The 15,792-nt window shown below is 46.9% G+C and carries 13 protein-coding genes; 6 read left to right on the top strand and 7 right to left on the bottom strand.

The features are described 5' to 3' along the window. The first annotated feature begins 34 nt into the window (after positions 1 to 34). On the top strand, positions 35 to 2,464 hold the full coding sequence (locus NX720_RS08075) for an OTU domain-containing protein (protein ID WP_262600584.1): 2,430 nt from the start codon (positions 35 to 37) through the stop codon (positions 2,462 to 2,464). A 174-nt stretch (positions 2,465 to 2,638) separates the two neighbouring features. Next, complete coding sequence (locus tag NX720_RS08070) at positions 2,639 to 4,420, top strand: acyl-CoA dehydrogenase C-terminal domain-containing protein (protein ID WP_262600583.1); 1,782 nt, start codon at positions 2,639 to 2,641, stop codon at positions 4,418 to 4,420. A 183-nt stretch (positions 4,421 to 4,603) separates the two neighbouring features. Here the strand turns inward: NX720_RS08070 and NX720_RS08065 are convergent, their stop codons facing one another. From NX720_RS08065 to NX720_RS08035, 7 genes are all read right to left on the bottom strand, one after another. Further along, positions 4,604 to 5,197, bottom strand: a complete 594-nt coding sequence (locus tag NX720_RS08065; RefSeq protein ID WP_262600582.1) for a GNAT family N-acetyltransferase — start codon at positions 5,195 to 5,197, stop codon at positions 4,604 to 4,606. A gap of 19 nt (positions 5,198 to 5,216) precedes the next feature. Further along, entirely contained in the window at positions 5,217 to 5,549 is a 333-nt protein-coding gene (locus NX720_RS08060; RefSeq protein WP_262600580.1) for a type II toxin-antitoxin system HicB family antitoxin, read from the bottom strand. Beyond that, complete coding sequence (locus tag NX720_RS08055) at positions 5,546 to 5,800, bottom strand: type II toxin-antitoxin system HicA family toxin (RefSeq protein ID WP_262600579.1); 255 nt, start codon at positions 5,798 to 5,800, stop codon at positions 5,546 to 5,548. The genes NX720_RS08060 and NX720_RS08055 overlap by 4 nt, the downstream gene beginning before the upstream one ends. Before the next feature lie 69 nt (positions 5,801 to 5,869). Beyond that, on the bottom strand, positions 5,870 to 8,719 hold the full coding sequence (locus NX720_RS08050) for a response regulator (protein ID WP_262600578.1): 2,850 nt from the start codon (positions 8,717 to 8,719) through the stop codon (positions 5,870 to 5,872). 2 nt (positions 8,720 to 8,721) lie between these two features. After that, positions 8,722 to 9,288 (bottom strand): YfiR family protein, encoded by a 567-nt coding sequence (locus NX720_RS08045; RefSeq protein ID WP_262600577.1) that lies wholly within the window; start codon positions 9,286 to 9,288, stop codon positions 8,722 to 8,724. A gap of 23 nt (positions 9,289 to 9,311) precedes the next feature. Further along, positions 9,312 to 11,438 (bottom strand): TonB-dependent receptor plug domain-containing protein, encoded by a 2,127-nt coding sequence (locus tag NX720_RS08040; RefSeq protein WP_262600576.1) that lies wholly within the window; start codon positions 11,436 to 11,438, stop codon positions 9,312 to 9,314. A 102-nt stretch (positions 11,439 to 11,540) separates the two neighbouring features. Further along, the gene (locus NX720_RS08035; protein WP_262600574.1) at positions 11,541 to 12,929 is read right to left on the bottom strand and encodes a S8 family peptidase; all 1,389 of its coding nucleotides are present in this window, start codon (positions 12,927 to 12,929) and stop codon (positions 11,541 to 11,543) included. A gap of 158 nt (positions 12,930 to 13,087) precedes the next feature. On the opposite strand from NX720_RS08035, the gene NX720_RS08030 reads away from it, so the two are divergent. The 4 genes from NX720_RS08030 to NX720_RS08015 are packed head-to-tail and all read left to right on the top strand — an operon-like array spanning position 13,088 to position 15,751. Next, positions 13,088 to 13,660, top strand: a complete 573-nt coding sequence (locus NX720_RS08030; protein ID WP_262600573.1) for a DedA family protein — start codon at positions 13,088 to 13,090, stop codon at positions 13,658 to 13,660. 1 nt (position 13,661) lies between these two features. After that, positions 13,662 to 14,813 (top strand): ATP-grasp domain-containing protein, encoded by a 1,152-nt coding sequence (locus tag NX720_RS08025; protein ID WP_262600571.1) that lies wholly within the window; start codon positions 13,662 to 13,664, stop codon positions 14,811 to 14,813. Positions 14,814 to 14,849: 36 nt separating this feature from the next. Then, entirely contained in the window at positions 14,850 to 15,290 is a 441-nt protein-coding gene (locus NX720_RS08020; RefSeq protein ID WP_262600570.1) for a YHS domain-containing (seleno)protein, read from the top strand. Between the two features lie 14 nt (positions 15,291 to 15,304). Continuing rightward, the gene (locus tag NX720_RS08015; RefSeq protein WP_262600567.1) at positions 15,305 to 15,751 is read left to right on the top strand and encodes a MauE/DoxX family redox-associated membrane protein; all 447 of its coding nucleotides are present in this window, start codon (positions 15,305 to 15,307) and stop codon (positions 15,749 to 15,751) included. The last annotated feature ends 41 nt before the right edge of the window (positions 15,752 to 15,792 follow it).

The following is a 15,792-nucleotide window of genomic DNA, read 5'->3' as shown; positions in this document are numbered from 1 at the left end:
ATATAACCACTGAAACTTAGGTGTCCTTGTGTTTGTGAATTCAAATACACAGAGTTTTAGAAGAAAAATTATCGTCCTCTTCCTTCTGATTATCTCAACCTGCAGCTTTGCCAGGTTGCCTTCTCCTTTTGGAGTAGAGAGTGAGGACTGGAACAATATTCTTGAAGAACTGACGACAGAGGTTGATTATCTACGTCCAGCCAAAGCAAATGAGTCAACTCCTCCCCTGAATGCAGCGGTTACTATTTACACTCTGGATATACCAGACACTGTACAGCTTTTGCATCCAGTCTATAACAACGTTACCCGCATTCAGGTAATTGAGCATTTTGCTGATTTCTTTAAGGTTACAGATGCAGATAGACGTTCGGAGTCGTTAAAAACTCATATTCTACTTACGTTTTTCAGCGGAAAAGAAAAGTTGTTTTATGTCCCTGAAGAAAAACGCTACTGGTGGAAAAGTATGAGTCACAAGTTTCAACACTATGGTGGAAGTCTTAATAATGTTCATAATTATGAGCAAATACACAAAACGCTATTAAAACCAGACGATCTGACCAAAAAGCTCGCTGAAAGCCTGAAAATTACCCCTGATTCAGCCTCGAACAGTAAAGATGAAATACGCCAGGTATTGAGGGAATTGTCAGAGTCTTATGAAATTGCCAGAGATGAATCAAGTTACCTTGATATTGGGAAACAGTTTTATCCCAGGCTCAGAGAGCTTGTTCCTAAACTGTTGTTTTCTGCCCTGAAGCATCACTTTGAGGAGTCTCGCTTAATGTCTGATAAACCTCCTTTGCTTGTGAGTCTCGGGTGTGGTTCTGGAGAAGATATAACGGCAGCCAGTCGCTATCTGAAGACACAGGGTATAGAACCACAGACTTTGGGAATTGAAGTTTCCTCTAAACTTGTTAAAGCTGGTGATGAAAAATTTCCGGATTACAACATCATTCAAGGAGATGCTCTCCAGTCAGCAGCGCTTATCAGAGATCATAAAGCTGAACTCGGCATTTCTTCTGAGGCTCTGACTCTGGTTATTGCGGAAGGACTATTGAACCGGAAAGTCCTTTTTGGGGGAACTTATGCAGCTTTAAGGGTATTACAGCAACTTATCCAGGATGGAGTAGCTGACATGGTTGTTATAGCTGGTCAGCGAAATCTGTTGGTTGATGCTGATACAGCCAGTGCGTCTGGATGGTCTGCTTATCAGGTTATGCTTCCAATTGAGTTGGATACAAAAAAACGTATTCCTAGTGTTCCTGTAAAGGAAAATTACAGAAAGTATGAATATATTGGCTCTAATAAAAAGACTATTTTCGTTCCATCACTGGTATTAGTGCGGCCCAACAATGACGATCAAATGGAGGCCGTGGAAGCTCGCAGTCTCAAGCGAAGCCGGGGCGCTAAGCTTACGACGCTTGACCTGAGTATGTTCGGACTGCCTCTGAAAGCCATTGAGCATTTCTCCGACACATCAAATACGTCCGGCATTACGCAAATTGATCTTAGCTGGAGCTATCTGGAAGACAATCAAATAGACTTGCTAATAGAGCAGTTAGAACGTTATTCCGAACTTAAACATATAGCAGCTTCCGGATTTGAACCGTGGTTTGAAACTTTTGAGGAAAGAATAGAAACCATCAAACGGTACAAACTTATTAAACGTCTGGATAGTCAATATAAGGAAGAGCTACCTTCGTTGCCACCCTATTTGGCAAGGCATATGGGGCAATATGAAGGCATGCCTAATGAGCTGGTTGTTAATCCAAAGTCCCGGAAAGTCAGGTTTGAGTGTTACAAACCTCCTAAACCTTCACAGTGGCAGCAGGATGCAGAAGTATCTCAGCTTAATCATGAGGATCAAGAAGGTTATTCAGAAAATCTTCAGACGTTTCTCAATAATGCTCAATTAAAATTACTGTCAACTCCGAAGGATGGCTCATGTCTATATCATGCCCTGGCCGGGCAAACGGAAACAGGTAACGGACACGCTCTTCGACAGCAATTATCCAGTTACCTCACCCGTAATGCAGAGCGTTTTACGAGAGAGAACCCTGTATTTGCCGGTGATGAGTTTTCACGTTTACTGGGAGAGATAAGAAACCAGAATGAATGGGGTAATATTCGAATCGCACTGGTGATGGCTCAAATGAGTGGAAGGCGTGTGATTGTTCTCTATCCTCAGATGCGAGGGAGTAAAATTAGTACTATGGTATTTAATCCTGATGGTCAAGGCATGGACTCATTTCCAGACCACATAAGCAGTAATGATATATTTCTTGTTCACAACGGTCAGGGACATTGGCTGGGTGCCATTCACGGTGTGAGTGACGGTCTTCAGGCCGCTAATGAGGAAGTTTTATCAGAAGCATCCGGTATGCCGGTCAGTAATGATCGCAGTTTGCTTAATTTAGCAAGTTTGCTTTTATTGCTGGGAGTTCGTACAAACAGCGGTTTGCAGTAGTTAAGGGAATCAGGACAGAGTGGGCGTAAGTTGGTTATCAAAAACGCATGTTAAAATCCGTGTTTTAGGCGTAGTTGACAGGTAATATAGCGACGGGGCTACTGCAAAAGTGCTTTAAGGCAGACAGGGTGTACTCTACTCTGTCCACATAACAATAACAGGAGTACCGTCGCTATGATTGATTATCAGGCTCCCCTGCGTGATATGCGTTTTGTGTTGTATGAAGTGTTTGATGTCGCTGCTGACTGGGCTCGCTGGGAATCGCTCAGCGAACTGGTCGACCGGGAAACCGCTGACGCCATTCTCGAAGAAGGTGCCAAACTGGTTTCCAAAACATTGTCTCCTCTCTATCGAACGGGTGATGAACAAGGCTGTCACTGGCAAGATGGCAAGGTGACCACACCCACAGGTTTTAAAGAAGCCTATCAAATTTACTCCGAAGGTGGCTGGACCGGCCTGAGTGGCAACCCTGACTTTGGTGGCATGGGTATGCCCAAAGCTCTGGGGGCTCAGTTTGATGAAATGAGTTGCGGTGCCAACCTTGGTTTTATGCTTTACCCCAGTCTTACCTCAGGTGCGGCTCTGGCTATCGATGCCCATGCTTCTGAAGCGATTAAATCCTTGTATCTGCCCAAAATGTACTCCGGAGAATGGGCTGGCACCATGTGCCTGACTGAACCCCACGCCGGGACAGACCTTGGCATTATTCGATCTAAAGCGGTTCCTGCGGATGATGGCAGTTACCGTGTTACCGGTACGAAAATATTCATCACGGGCGGCGAGCATGATTTGTCAGAAAACATTGTTCATCTGGTGCTGGCGAAGCTGCCTGATGCTCCGGCTGGCCCGAAAGGGATTTCGCTTTTTCTGGTTCCAAAGATTCAGGTAAACGAGGATGGCTCTTTGTCTGAAGCTAACGCTGTCAGCTGCGGTTCCATTGAACACAAGATGGGCATTAAAGGGGCTTCCACCTGTGTCATGAACTTTGATGGGGCAACAGGGTATCTGGTGGGAGAGCTGAATAAAGGTTTGAACTGCATGTTTACCATGATGAACTATGAACGTCTGTTCGTCGGTATTCAGGGACTGGGTAGTGCTGAACGCTCTTACCAGAATGCTTTGGCTTATGCCAAAGATCGCCTGCAAGGTCGGGCTGCCACCGGGGCTGCACAACCGGAAAAGGAAGCGGATTCTTTAATGGTTCATGGTGATATTCGTCGAATCCTGATGAATATTAAAGCGCTCAATGAAGGGGGCAGGGCTTTTTCAACCTACGTTGGACAACAGTTGGATAAAACCAAATTTGGTGAGGATGATGAGAGGCGAAAGGCGGCAGGTCTGGTGGCGCTGTTAACGCCGGTAGCCAAAGCGTTCTTCACCGACATGGGGCTGGAATGTTGTATTGCCGGTCAGCAGGTGTTGGGTGGTCATGGTTATATTGCCGAGTGGGGGCAGGAGCAGTTAGTCAGGGACGTTCGTATCACGCAGATTTATGAAGGCACCAATGGCATTCAGTCGCTGGATTTACTGGGGCGTAAAATAGCGGCTAACGAAGGTCTGTTTTTCCGGCTGTTTGCTGATGAGGTTCGGGCATTTATTAACAACTCTGAAAACAGTGAATTCGTGCCTGCGCTTGAAAATGCTCTGAATCAGTTGGAACAGGCTACTGAACAGCTGTTAAAACAAACCGCAGACAATCCCAATACGATCAATGCCGCCTGTGTTGAATACCTGCACGGTTTTGCTTATGTCGCCTACGGGTGGATGTGGGCTCAAATGGCTGAGGTGGCTCAGGCTGAGTTACAAACGGGCACTAACGACAATGACTTTTATAAAGCCAAAATAGCCACTGCCCGTTATTTCTATAAACGATTGCTGCCAAGGGGTTCAGCGCTGCTGACGGCAGCCACTTCCGGGGTTGAAGAACTTTACGGTATGAGTGATGAGCAGTTTTGACCAGACCGAAAAGTTGACTGATAGACCAGCTTTAAGGCTATAGTTAAAGAGCTGGATGAGTAAAATCTACAAGGACTGTAGAGGCAGGGACGCATAATAAAAAGGCAGGATGCCAGAAGGAGTACGTCCAGTGTTCTTGAACCCCGCAATTGCGGGGTTTTCTTTTGTAGGGGTTCAGCTAACTTAATGGCTGGCTTCAGTCACACACAATCTACCCTTAACACTTTCGCTCCATCGTGATTTAGGCAATCGATACAGACAATGCTCTCTAAGCGGGTGTCCAACCGGCAGAGCAGGGTGTTCAAATGTACCTTGCTCTTTAGTCATATTAATTCTCTCCATTACAGCAATCGACCTGACATTGCCGATGGAAGCAAATGATACGATTTCATCAAGGTTTAAGGTCTTAAAGGCAGCGTTCAGGGCAGCTTTTGCTGCTTCTGTTACTAAGCCTTGTCCCCAAAATAACGGGGAAAGCCTCCAGCCAATCTCTACACAGGGGGAAAATGGTAAATCATGAGTTGGGATGTGTAATCCCGTAAAGCCGATGAATTGGTTTGATTTCTTTTCTTCAAGTGCCCAAAAACCCCAGCCTCTCTTTTTGATCAGTGACTGGCAGCGAGAAGCCATTTTATCACTTTGTTGCTGTGACAAAGTAGATGGGTAGAACTCCATGACTCTTTCATCTGAGTTCATCTCAGCAAATGGGGCGAAATCACTATTTCGCCATTGCCGCAGAAATAATCGCTCTGTTTCTATTTTAATTGTTTTAGTCATCTGGCTGTATATAGGAGTGTCAGAGTTGAGATGCGTTACCGAGAACTTCAGAAGCCCATTGATTAAGGCTTTTTCCGTTTGCTTTCGCAGCCGTCGCAGCAGCGGCGTGAACTTCAGGAGTTACCCTAAGCATCAAATTTCCTGAATAAGGTCTTTGTACTGGACGACCAGTTTTGTGGCTGATCGCAAGATAGTTATCAACTGCTTCATGGAAAGCTTTTTCAAGTTCATCCACCGTAGAGGCATGAAACCCAACAATATCCTGAATGCCTGCCAGATGACCAACGAATATACGATCCTCATTATCGTACTCAATTCTGGCAATGTACTCTTTGTATTTCATAGTGTTCATGGTGTGATCCCCGCGTTCATCAGAAATCGCCTGGCATCTTTGATGCGATACCGTAAGGATGCTTTTTCTGGGTGTGGTCTGTGGAAGTCAGCTCGAATATCATTCAGGACAAAACTAATTGAGGAACCCCCTTTCGTTGTACGGACAGCTCCTAACGAAATAAATAGTGCCTCAACTTTACGCCATTCAATATTGCCATTGATCGGCTCAGAAAATATGGCCTTTAGAGTTTTTCTGGTGGTGCTGTTCATGGAGCAAATGATAGCTAAATATGCTTGCATTTACCAAGCTGATTTTAGCCTTATCTTTATGTTTAAAGGCTATAACTGACGATAGGCCGCCAGTGTCTGATTCACTGCCTGCTCAAGTCCCGGTATCAAATCAGATGCTTCCTGCAACTTTCCTTCTTTCCCCAGTATTTCAATAGTGCCAGCAATTTCTGCGAGAAGGGTTGCCCCAAGGTTGCCACTGCTGGACTTAAGCGTATGAGCGGCGCGGATCACGACTTCCAGGTCTGCTGCCCTGGCAGCCTGCTTCAGTTCTTCCAGCAAGGTTGGGGCGTTTTCAAAATAACTGTCGAGGAGACTGCTGAATTCGTCTTCCATGATCTCTTTGAGGGCATTGAAAGTATCCTGATCAATAATCGGTTCATTGCTGTCGGTGGTGACTGTTTCGATTTCTTCTGGCGTATTCTGAGGTAGTGCTTCGACGGCTTGTTCAGCCTGACTTTCATCGAACTCTCTTTCATCATGCTCTCTTTCATCGAACTCTTTTTTATCGTACAAGAGCCACTGAGTCAGCATATCGCACAGGGTTTCTGACTTTATAGGCTTGGAGAGATAATCATCCATACCTGCTGCCAGACACTTTTCCCTGTCGCCCTGCATCGCGTTAGCGGTCATGGCAATAATCGGTATTCTCGGCTGATGATGCGACCGCTCTCTTTTGCGGATCAATCCTGTTGCTTCATAGCCAGACATTCCCGGCATCTGGCAGTCCATCAGAATCAGGTCGTACTCCTTGCTTTGGGACATGGAGACTGCTTCCTTGCCGTCAATGGCTATATCCGGCTCAGGCAGACCTACCTTTTTCAGCATACTGACCGCCACTTTCTGGTTGACGATATTGTCTTCAACCAGCAACAACCTTATTGAAGATGAAAAGGCGGGGTTGTTGTTTTCTATCGGCTGATGATCGTGCTGGCCAGCCTGATGATCGTGCATAACCTGCATAACGGAATCGAGCAGGCGAGATTGTCGGTAAGGTTTGCTGAGACAGGCAGAAATACCGACTTCCTGCTGTCTGGCCCGGGTGATGAAACCGGCGGAACTCAACATAATCCTTCGGGATTTTGCCAGTTCCGGGTCATTTTCTATTTCCCCGGACAGCATTAAACCGTCCATGTAGGGCATATCCATATCAAGCAGGATCAGCTCATAGGGTTGCTTGTCTTTTACTGCCTGCTGCATCATGTCCAGAGCTTTTTGTCCACTGTCGCATTCTGAGTGCTCAATACCCCAGGCACTCAGGTAGTGGCGGAGGATCTCCCGGTTCGTGGTGTTGTCATCAACAATCAGGGCTTTTATCCCATCAAGGGCGTGATTAACTTTCCGTGATGGCCAGGGCTCAGTCTCTGATATCTCCATATCCAGCGTGAACGCAAAGGTTGAACCAAGCCCTTCAGCGGTGGTGACCTGAATGGAGCCCCCCATCAGTTCAACGAGCTGTTTTGAAATCGTTAGTCCCAGTCCGGTTCCACCAAACCGACGGGTTGTACTACCATCTGCCTGGGTGAAGGCGCTGAACAGGTGGGTGAGAGCATCCTCTGCAATACCGATACCGGTGTCTTCTACCATAAACTCGACACTGACTGTGTCAGGTGTTCTTTCAACCATATTCAGGCGTACCACCACTTCACCGGTTTCGGTGAACTTCACCGCATTGCCTACCAGGTTAGTGAGCACCTGTCGTAAACGAACGGAGTCGCCTTTCAGGATGTTTGGCAGGTCGACGTCGGTGTAACAACTGATTTCCAGATGTTTTTCTCTTGCTTTACCAGAGAGCAGTGCGCAGACGTCTTCGGCTATTTCAGCAATATTGGTATCAATATTCTCTATCTCCATTTTCCCCGCTTCAATTTTGGAGAAATCGAGAATGTCGTTAATGATTTGCAGCAGGGCGTCAGCTGAACTGTAAGCGGTTTCCAGAAAATCTCGCTGGGTTCCGTCAAGCCGGGTGTCCTTCAGCAGTTCAAGCATGCCCAGAACACCGTTCATTGGGGTCCGGATTTCATGGCTCATGTTGGCGAGAAAAGAGCTTTTGGCCTTGGCAGCTCCAAAGGCAGCTTCTTTGGCTTCGCGAAGTTCAGAAATATTTTCTTTCAACTCCCGGTTGGTGTCGTGCAGCTTCCGGGTTCTTTCTGCGACTGAAGCTTCCAGTGTTTCCCGTTGCTGTTGCAGGCGCTGGTCTCGCTCTTTGATGCACATGAGCATTTCGTTGAAGTCATCATAGAGCTGCCCGATTTCGTCGTCATCAAAGCGATGAACTTTTTGGTCATACTGCTGCTTTGCAGTCATTGAACTGATGGTTTCTGCCAGTTCGATGATAGGGCGCCCCAGAAGCTTTTGCAGCTTTGAAGCCAGTATTGACGTAAGGAGAACGGAAACCAGCGCGGCAATCAGGGCGAGCAGAAGGTTCTGGGTCAGCTGTATGTAGAGCAGGTTCAGATTTGACTGGATGTAAATCGCTCCAATCCGTTGTCCGTCCATGTAAATGGGGCGGTACAGGTGCAGGCGGGTATTACTGAATACCGTTGAAGGGCGCTCCAGGTCATCAAAATTAATTGACCAGGGCTGTTCACCGTGGCGGTGGTAGGTTCCGATAAGATGGCCTTCCGGCGTCAGCAGAAAAGCGGACTGAATATTGGAGGCCGATGCAAAACCTTTAAGCAGGGTAGTTGCTGACTCCCGGTCTTTAAAAACCAGTGCGGCTTCGGCATTGGCACCAACCACTTCAGCAAGCACTTCCAGATTACTGACCAGGGCTGACCGGGACTTAATCAGGTCGCTTACGGTCTGGATCGATAACATCGCCAGCAACACGGCATAAGCCGTGATCAGCATGGCGTAACGAAGCTTCTTTTTTATGGGCAGGTTTCTGAGAGTAATCATTCTCACTTCACAGTCTTAGCCAGCTTCAGTAGTTTGGAGTTGATGTTTAAGTTGGCATTGGTTGCGGAAGTATTGTTAATGGAGAAATTGATTTTTTTACCACTACGTTTCAGGCCAATCATGCCACCATAGTCCACAAAGGATCGGATATCACTGATGGTGAGAACCGGTTTGCCTTCCAGTCGTTTCAGAACCGATTTGACCGTGACATTGTCGATGTTATGGATAAACAAGGCATCGCACAGCTTTTCGAACGGAGAGTTAGCGTTTCTGTGAGTGACTGACAATCGCCTTCCCATCGTGTTCTTGCGATTGATTTTATGGAGTTCATTGTTGATAGAGCCTTCACCCAGAACACAGATGGTCAGACTTTGTGTCTTTTTTGGCCAGCTGATGAACTTGGTGAGTTTAAAAATGATAGCGGTTTTAATTTTATCTTCCGGCGATGTGGCAGCCCTGGCTGTATTGAGCTGAAAGCTGAACAGGATTGCAGATACCAGACTGATGATCGTTACTTTGGTTGTTACTTTTATGGTTGCTTTGGCTGAAGCATTGGTAAAAATCGACATGAAGCAGTCCTCCTTCATCCGATTTAAAATGACCAGCGGATTTGCGCATACCAGGATTCTTCAATCTCTGTGGCGCTTAACCCGCTGAAAATTTCGTTGAATTCATCCCTTTGTTTGTCAAAGAGGTTTTGAGCCACCAGTGAGAATTCAAGATTCTCGTTTACTTTTTTGGCAAGCCTTACATCCAGCGCCGTATAACCCGGCACATTGGCATTTTTCATATTACTGATTCCTCTTATCCAGACATCAAAATACCACTGGTGTGACAGGTTCATGTTGGAACGGAGGTTCATTGTGTGATTGGCACTGAGGTTTTCAATAAGTTCTTCGTTGCCTTTGAGTGCGAATTGCAGGTTGGGATTGCTGGTATTCGGTGATGCGTCTACCTGCAGCCAGCTATAGGACAGTTGCAGTTTCCACCAGTCTTTTACTTGCCAGTCGGCAACGGTTTCCAGTCCATAGGTTGTGGCGTCAATTCCGTTGATTAATGTTGAGGGCAGACGGTAGAAATTAGATCTTGTTGTAGGGCATATAAAACCGCCAATGATGGGTGACCCATCAGGGCAGCTGGTTTGGGCTACATAAGCGACGATATCACTGTATCGATTGTAAAAGCCGGTGACATCGAGGCGAAAGGATGAGCCAAACTGCTCCCGGTAGCCTAATTCAAAGGCGGTTAACTTTTCAGACTCAAGGTCTCTGTTGTCCGTAATGGCGAGCACTTTTTTGCGCTCCGCATAAGGGATGTCAAAGTCCGCCTCGAAAAAAGTAATGTTGTCGGTATAGACCGAGGTCTCACTGACAGAAGGCGTTTTGACTGCTTTGGAGACAGAAGCCCAGAGTGTTCTGTTGTCATTGACCTTCCAGGTCAGCTTGGCATTGGGTTGAAACTCTTTGCCGGTAAACTCGTTGTGTTCATAACGGGCACTGAATGATACGTTCCAGTGATGGTTCAGGGTAATGTCATCCTGGGCAAACAGACTGTATAAATTATCCTGGCGGGAATCCTTTGGTTGCCCGTTTTCATCCCGGTGAATGATGTATCTCATATCACTCATCTGATACCAGGTCCTGCGAAAACTCAGTCCCCAGACCAGGTCATGGTTCTCAATGGGTTGGAAGTAATGTTGAAACTCCAGATCGAAGGACTGCCTTTTTTCAGTGACACGGTAGTCAAAGTTCTGGTAGTCATCGATAACCGCTTTTAATGAATAGTCTTCGGTATCACTCAGGGTTTTCTTCCAGTGGGCAATCAGGTTTCCTCCCCTCTGGTCACGACTTGTATTTTCAAACGTCTGCATGCCTTTATCGCCAGCGTAAGGCTCGTCGTTTTTAAAGATTGTTAAAGCAGGCCGGGTGGTGCCTTCATAGATATCACCAAGCAGCGTGAAGTCGGTATCCGCAGCGGGCTTCCACTCCGCCCTGAAACCGACCCGTTTCATTTTCCAGTCATCATTGGCGTCAGAGCCGTCTGCTTTTGCCAGACCGTCCCGTTCAAAGGTTTTAACGTAAACTTTGTAAAAGCCGGTTTCTCCGAACTCACCGCCATGACGATAGGCGCCGAAAGCCTTTTCTTCATTACCAGCTCCTAAAGAAACCAGGTTACCCTGGGTGTCAGCCGCCTTTTTTGTGATGACATTAATGACACCGTTAACCGCATTGGCTCCCCAGAGCGCCGCCCCCGGCCCCCTGATCACTTCGATACGGTCAATGTCTTCCATCAGGGTGTCCTGAACATCCCAGTTCACGCCTGAAAACAGTGGAGAGTAAACGGTTCTGCCATCTATTAGCACCAGCAGTTTATTAGCAAAGATGTAATTGAACCCCCGGGTACTGATGGACCAGATGTTTCCGTTTAGCCGGGCGACCTGCATGCCGGGCACCATACGCAGGGCTTCAGGAATTGAGGTCACGCCACTGCGCAGGATATCTTCGGAAGTGATGACATAAATAGCCGCTGCTGAGTCCATTAACCGCTGCTTTTTGCGGGACACTGATGTGACATCGGGAATATCCAGTGAGATCAGCTCTTCAAGACTGAAATCGAGAAAATCATCATCTTCCGATTCCTGTGCCTGGTGATCAGCATGGGCATTCAGGGCAAAAAACAGGGAGGAGGCCAGAACAGAGGGCAGCAGTTGTGTTTTCAAAATTCCACTCCATGGAATAACTGAAGCCTGACAGTACTGCTGAAACGGTCAGGCTGATTTCGTCACCTTTTAACTAAAACCTAGTAAAAGAATGTCTGTTCGTCATTTACTTTGTTGTGCTTTGAGTACAGCCGCTCCGGCATCAAGCAACCCTGCGCCACAAAGACTTTTGTTGCAGGTTCCGGCCGGAAATGCCCGGGCGGTATCAAGAATGATCTGGTTAGCCCGGGCTGCGGTGAGCGATTTATTGACCGCATAAATCAATGCCAGAACACCAGCGACGTGAGGAGTCGCCATGCTGGTACCCTGATAGTACTCATAGTTATCGAGATTGGGTGAAGTGGTTCCGTTGTTGGAGGTGGATAAAATGCCGTTGGCGAGGTTCATGGTTTCTCCTCCGGGGGCGGCGATATCCACCTTCGCACCAAAGTTGGAATACCAGCTGCGGTTGCCTTCTCTGTCTATGGCAGCCACTGTGATGACATTGTCACAATTAGCGGGGGTTGCCAGTGCTGCATTCCTGTTTTCATTACCGGCGGCCACTACAACGGAAACATTAGCTTCAGCCAGTTTATTGAAAGCGTTTTGATAAATCCTGGGGCAGGTTACAGCGCTGCCGCCAAGGCTGAGGTTAAGGACTTTAACCGGTTTTGGATTTCTGGGCATGCCATAGACTTCAAATCCGGCTGCCCAGAGCATGGCGTCAACGATATCAGAGGAGTAGCCGCCACAACGACCCAGTGCTCGCAAGGGCATAACTTTGGTAGTCCAGGCAACACCACTGACTCCCTTATTATTATTGGATAATGCAGCGATAGTGCCTGCCACATGGGTACCGTGCCAGCTGCTGTCCATCGGGCGGCTTGGAATAGGCACACCATTAACAGAGCCACAGGCACCAATCTGGGTAATAGCATCACCCGGATCTTTGGCATGATTGTCCCTACCATCGCCATCGTTAGCAATCCATGGGTGACTGATAAAGTCATAGCCATCTACCACGTTAGTCACAAGGTCTGAATGCTTTATGACACCGGTATCAACAACTCCGACAATAATTTCCTCGCTACCGGTTGTGATATTCCAGGCTGCTGGTGCGTTGATTCCGGAAACCGGGTTTTTGAGGTTCCATTGTTCACTGAAGCGTGCGTCGGTTGGGATTTGCATGGCCTGCATGATGTAATCAGGCTCGGCGTAGTCCACCTGAGGGTCAATAGTAAGGCTATTGGCCAATATTGTGGCATCGTTAATATTTACGCTTGAACCAAGGTCCAGAATATCCTTCTGCTTACCAGCCGCAACACCAAAGGCACCGCTGGTAATCCCCTGTTTAATAAATGCTATGGCATTTCCATAGGTTGGCACAGGGTGGTACTGAACAATAATCCGGTCAGTGACCAGGCGAGGGGGGATGGAACCATCGATTTGTTGAGCCTGAGATAAACTACTGAATGCTGCTAATGACAAAAATAAAGCAATCCTTGCGGTCATGGTGTTTAATCCTGAGAAGAAAGGTGTTGTAAAAATCATTATGGTTTAGCGGTTGACGGATAGCATTTTGCCAATTCGAATTGAATCTGAGGCTCCCCTCGTTATAACCTGATTATCTGTGGCGAAAAATTGACGGCCGTTTTGAACGGGAAAGCCTGATGTCGTTTCTCTATGAACAATTATTAAGTGTTGCGCACAATCCAGTGCTGCTGGCGTTGTTCATTCTTATTGGTACTTATATTCTGGAAGATGCTGCCATTCTTACGGCAGCCCTGCTGGGGGCGGACGGGCTGATCAGTACGCAGCTGGCGTTTAGTGCACTGTTTCTGGGGATTTTTACCGGTGATCTTGGTTTGTATGTACTGGGGCGTTACCTGAATCGTATCCCGAGTCTCACTGCTTTTCTTGATATTAATGCGGTTCATCGGGCTCATGGCTGGCTCCAGCGAAAAATGACGACGACAGTTTTGCTGGTGCGTGTTATCCCTGGCTTAAGGCTTCCGGTTTATACTGCCTGTGGTTTTTTCAAACTTCCCTGGAAACATTTCACAGTTCTGGTCTTTTTAGCGTCATTACTTTGGACTGCTGTCGTGTTTTACGGCGTGTTTAGTGTTGGAGCTCTGTTCTGGTCTGAACTTGGTCTTTGGAAATGGCTTTTAATCCCTCTGCTGGCAGGGCTTTTTGTGTTTGGTCATAAAAAAATAAAAGTGAACAAAGGTTTTTTTGATTGATATGAACATGACTGAAAGTGACCGCCAGATTGAGGCGTTTATCCGGCCAACCGCTCAGGATAAGAAAATTCATTCCGGTATGCCGAAACTGGAAAAACGGGAGCGGCCGATTTCTTTTTTTGAATTCTGGCCGGGTTTTGTTATTTACATTCCCGTTGTATTGCAGGCGCTATGGCTGGCTGTTCGTTACCGTGGCTTTACCCTGCCACTGAACAGTAATCCTGGCATCCATCTCAGTGGTATGGTGGGGGAATCCAAAAATGATATTTTTTCCATGGCGAAAGGAAAGGCCAGAGAAAAGATACCGCACTGGTGTGTACTGTCTGAATGGCAATCGCCAGAGGACGCTGAATTTCAGGCCCGGCAACGAATGCAGACGGTTGGCCTGAGTTACCCATTGGTTGCAAAGCCTGATATCGGCTGTCGGGGGGCTGGTGTCAGAATTGTCCGCTCTGCCAGGGAGCTGAAAGATTATATTGCTGCATTTCCCAGAGAAGGAAAGGTCATATTGCAACAGCTGGTGCCTTACGAAGCGGAAGCTGGCATTTTTTATATTCGCCAACCAGGGGAGAAAAAAGGCAGGATTTTTTCCATTACCCTGAAATATCCGCCCTACGTGATAGGCAATGGTAAAGATACACTGCGGCAGTTAATCCAGAATGATGAACGGGCAGGGCAGCTGACGCCCTTATATTTCAAGCGTCATTACCAACTGCTCGAACAGGTGTTACCTGAAGGACAACCTTTCAGGTTAACGTTCGCTGGCAGTCATTCCCGTGGATGTATTTTCAGAGATGGCAGGGAATTTATAACACCCGGGCTGGAAGCTGCTTTTGATGAAGTTGCTAACGGGTTGCCAGAATATTATTACGGCCGAATAGATATTCGATTTAGAGATATCAATTCTCTTATGAATGGCGAAAACTACTATATACTTGAAATTAATGGTGCCAGCAGTGAAGCCGCCCATATCTGGGACAGTCGCAGTACGTTGAAAGAAGTGTATCGGGTTCTGTTTTATCAATACCGGACACTGTTTCAACTAGGATGGGTGAATCGGCGCCGGGGATTTCGACCTCCTTCCTTTAAACAGTTGTTGCAGGCATGGAAGCATGAGCGAAAACTGGTTCGAAGGTATCCGGATACGGAATAGCCTGACCACAGGATATGATAACGGAGCAAAAACGCTATGGCACAACTTTTTGGTGTGATAATGCTGTTTCTTGGTTCAACGGCCTGGGCTGGCAATAATATCTATACTGGCTGGTTCAGCAACAAGGCTGTCAGTGGTTACGATACGGTTGCTTACTTCACAGAACATAAAGCTGTAAAAGGTAAAGCAAAGTTCAAATTCAAATATATGGATGCTGAGTGGTATTTTGATTCAGCTGAAAACCTGAAACTCTTCAAAAATAATCCGGATAAATACCGGCCCCAGTACGGTGGTTTTTGTGCCTGGGCGGTGGCTGCCAAGATGCAGAGAGCCCCCGGTGATCCCAATTACTGGAAAATTGTCGATGGTAAGCTTTACCTGAATTACGACAACAGTGTTCAGCAAAAATGGCTTAAAGATATTCCGGGATTTATCCAAAAGGCTGATGAAAACTGGCCTAAAATGCTTGATCAGTAAAGGAGGGTTGGCCTATGAAAAATGCGGTCAAATGGATTTTGTGCATTTATGTGGCAGTCGTCTTTATTCAGTCGTTGTTCTTCAAATTTACGGACGCCTATGAAACGATCCATATCTTCAGCACTCTGGGAGCCTGGGCGGGTCTTGAATGGTTTGCTGATTACGGCGCTTATGGGGTAGGTACAGTTGAGCTGATTGCCGCCATTATGCTGTTTTTTGCACCCTCACGCCTTTATGGAGCATCTATTGCCAGTGGTGTGATGCTGGGAGCCGTATTTTTTCACCTGTTTACACCACTGGGCATTGCCATGCCGGAGTTTGATGAAATGGGTAATGTGACTGGCGAAGATGGAGGTTTACTTTTTTATAACGCCTGCGGTGTGCTCGCGGCATCGTTGATTGTGACAGCCATGGAGTTTTTTGGTACCGACAACGCTGTTAAGCGAATACTGTTCCGATAATCTCAATGCCCGATGGTTAAAGCCGGACAGGCCTTATGCTT

Origin of the sequence: Endozoicomonas euniceicola, assembly GCF_025562755.1 — a bacterium.
GTDB lineage: Bacteria > Pseudomonadota > Gammaproteobacteria > Pseudomonadales > Endozoicomonadaceae > Endozoicomonas_A > Endozoicomonas_A euniceicola.
The sequence above is the reverse complement of the archived record's forward strand: the minus strand, read 5'-3'. Positions and strand labels throughout refer to the sequence as shown.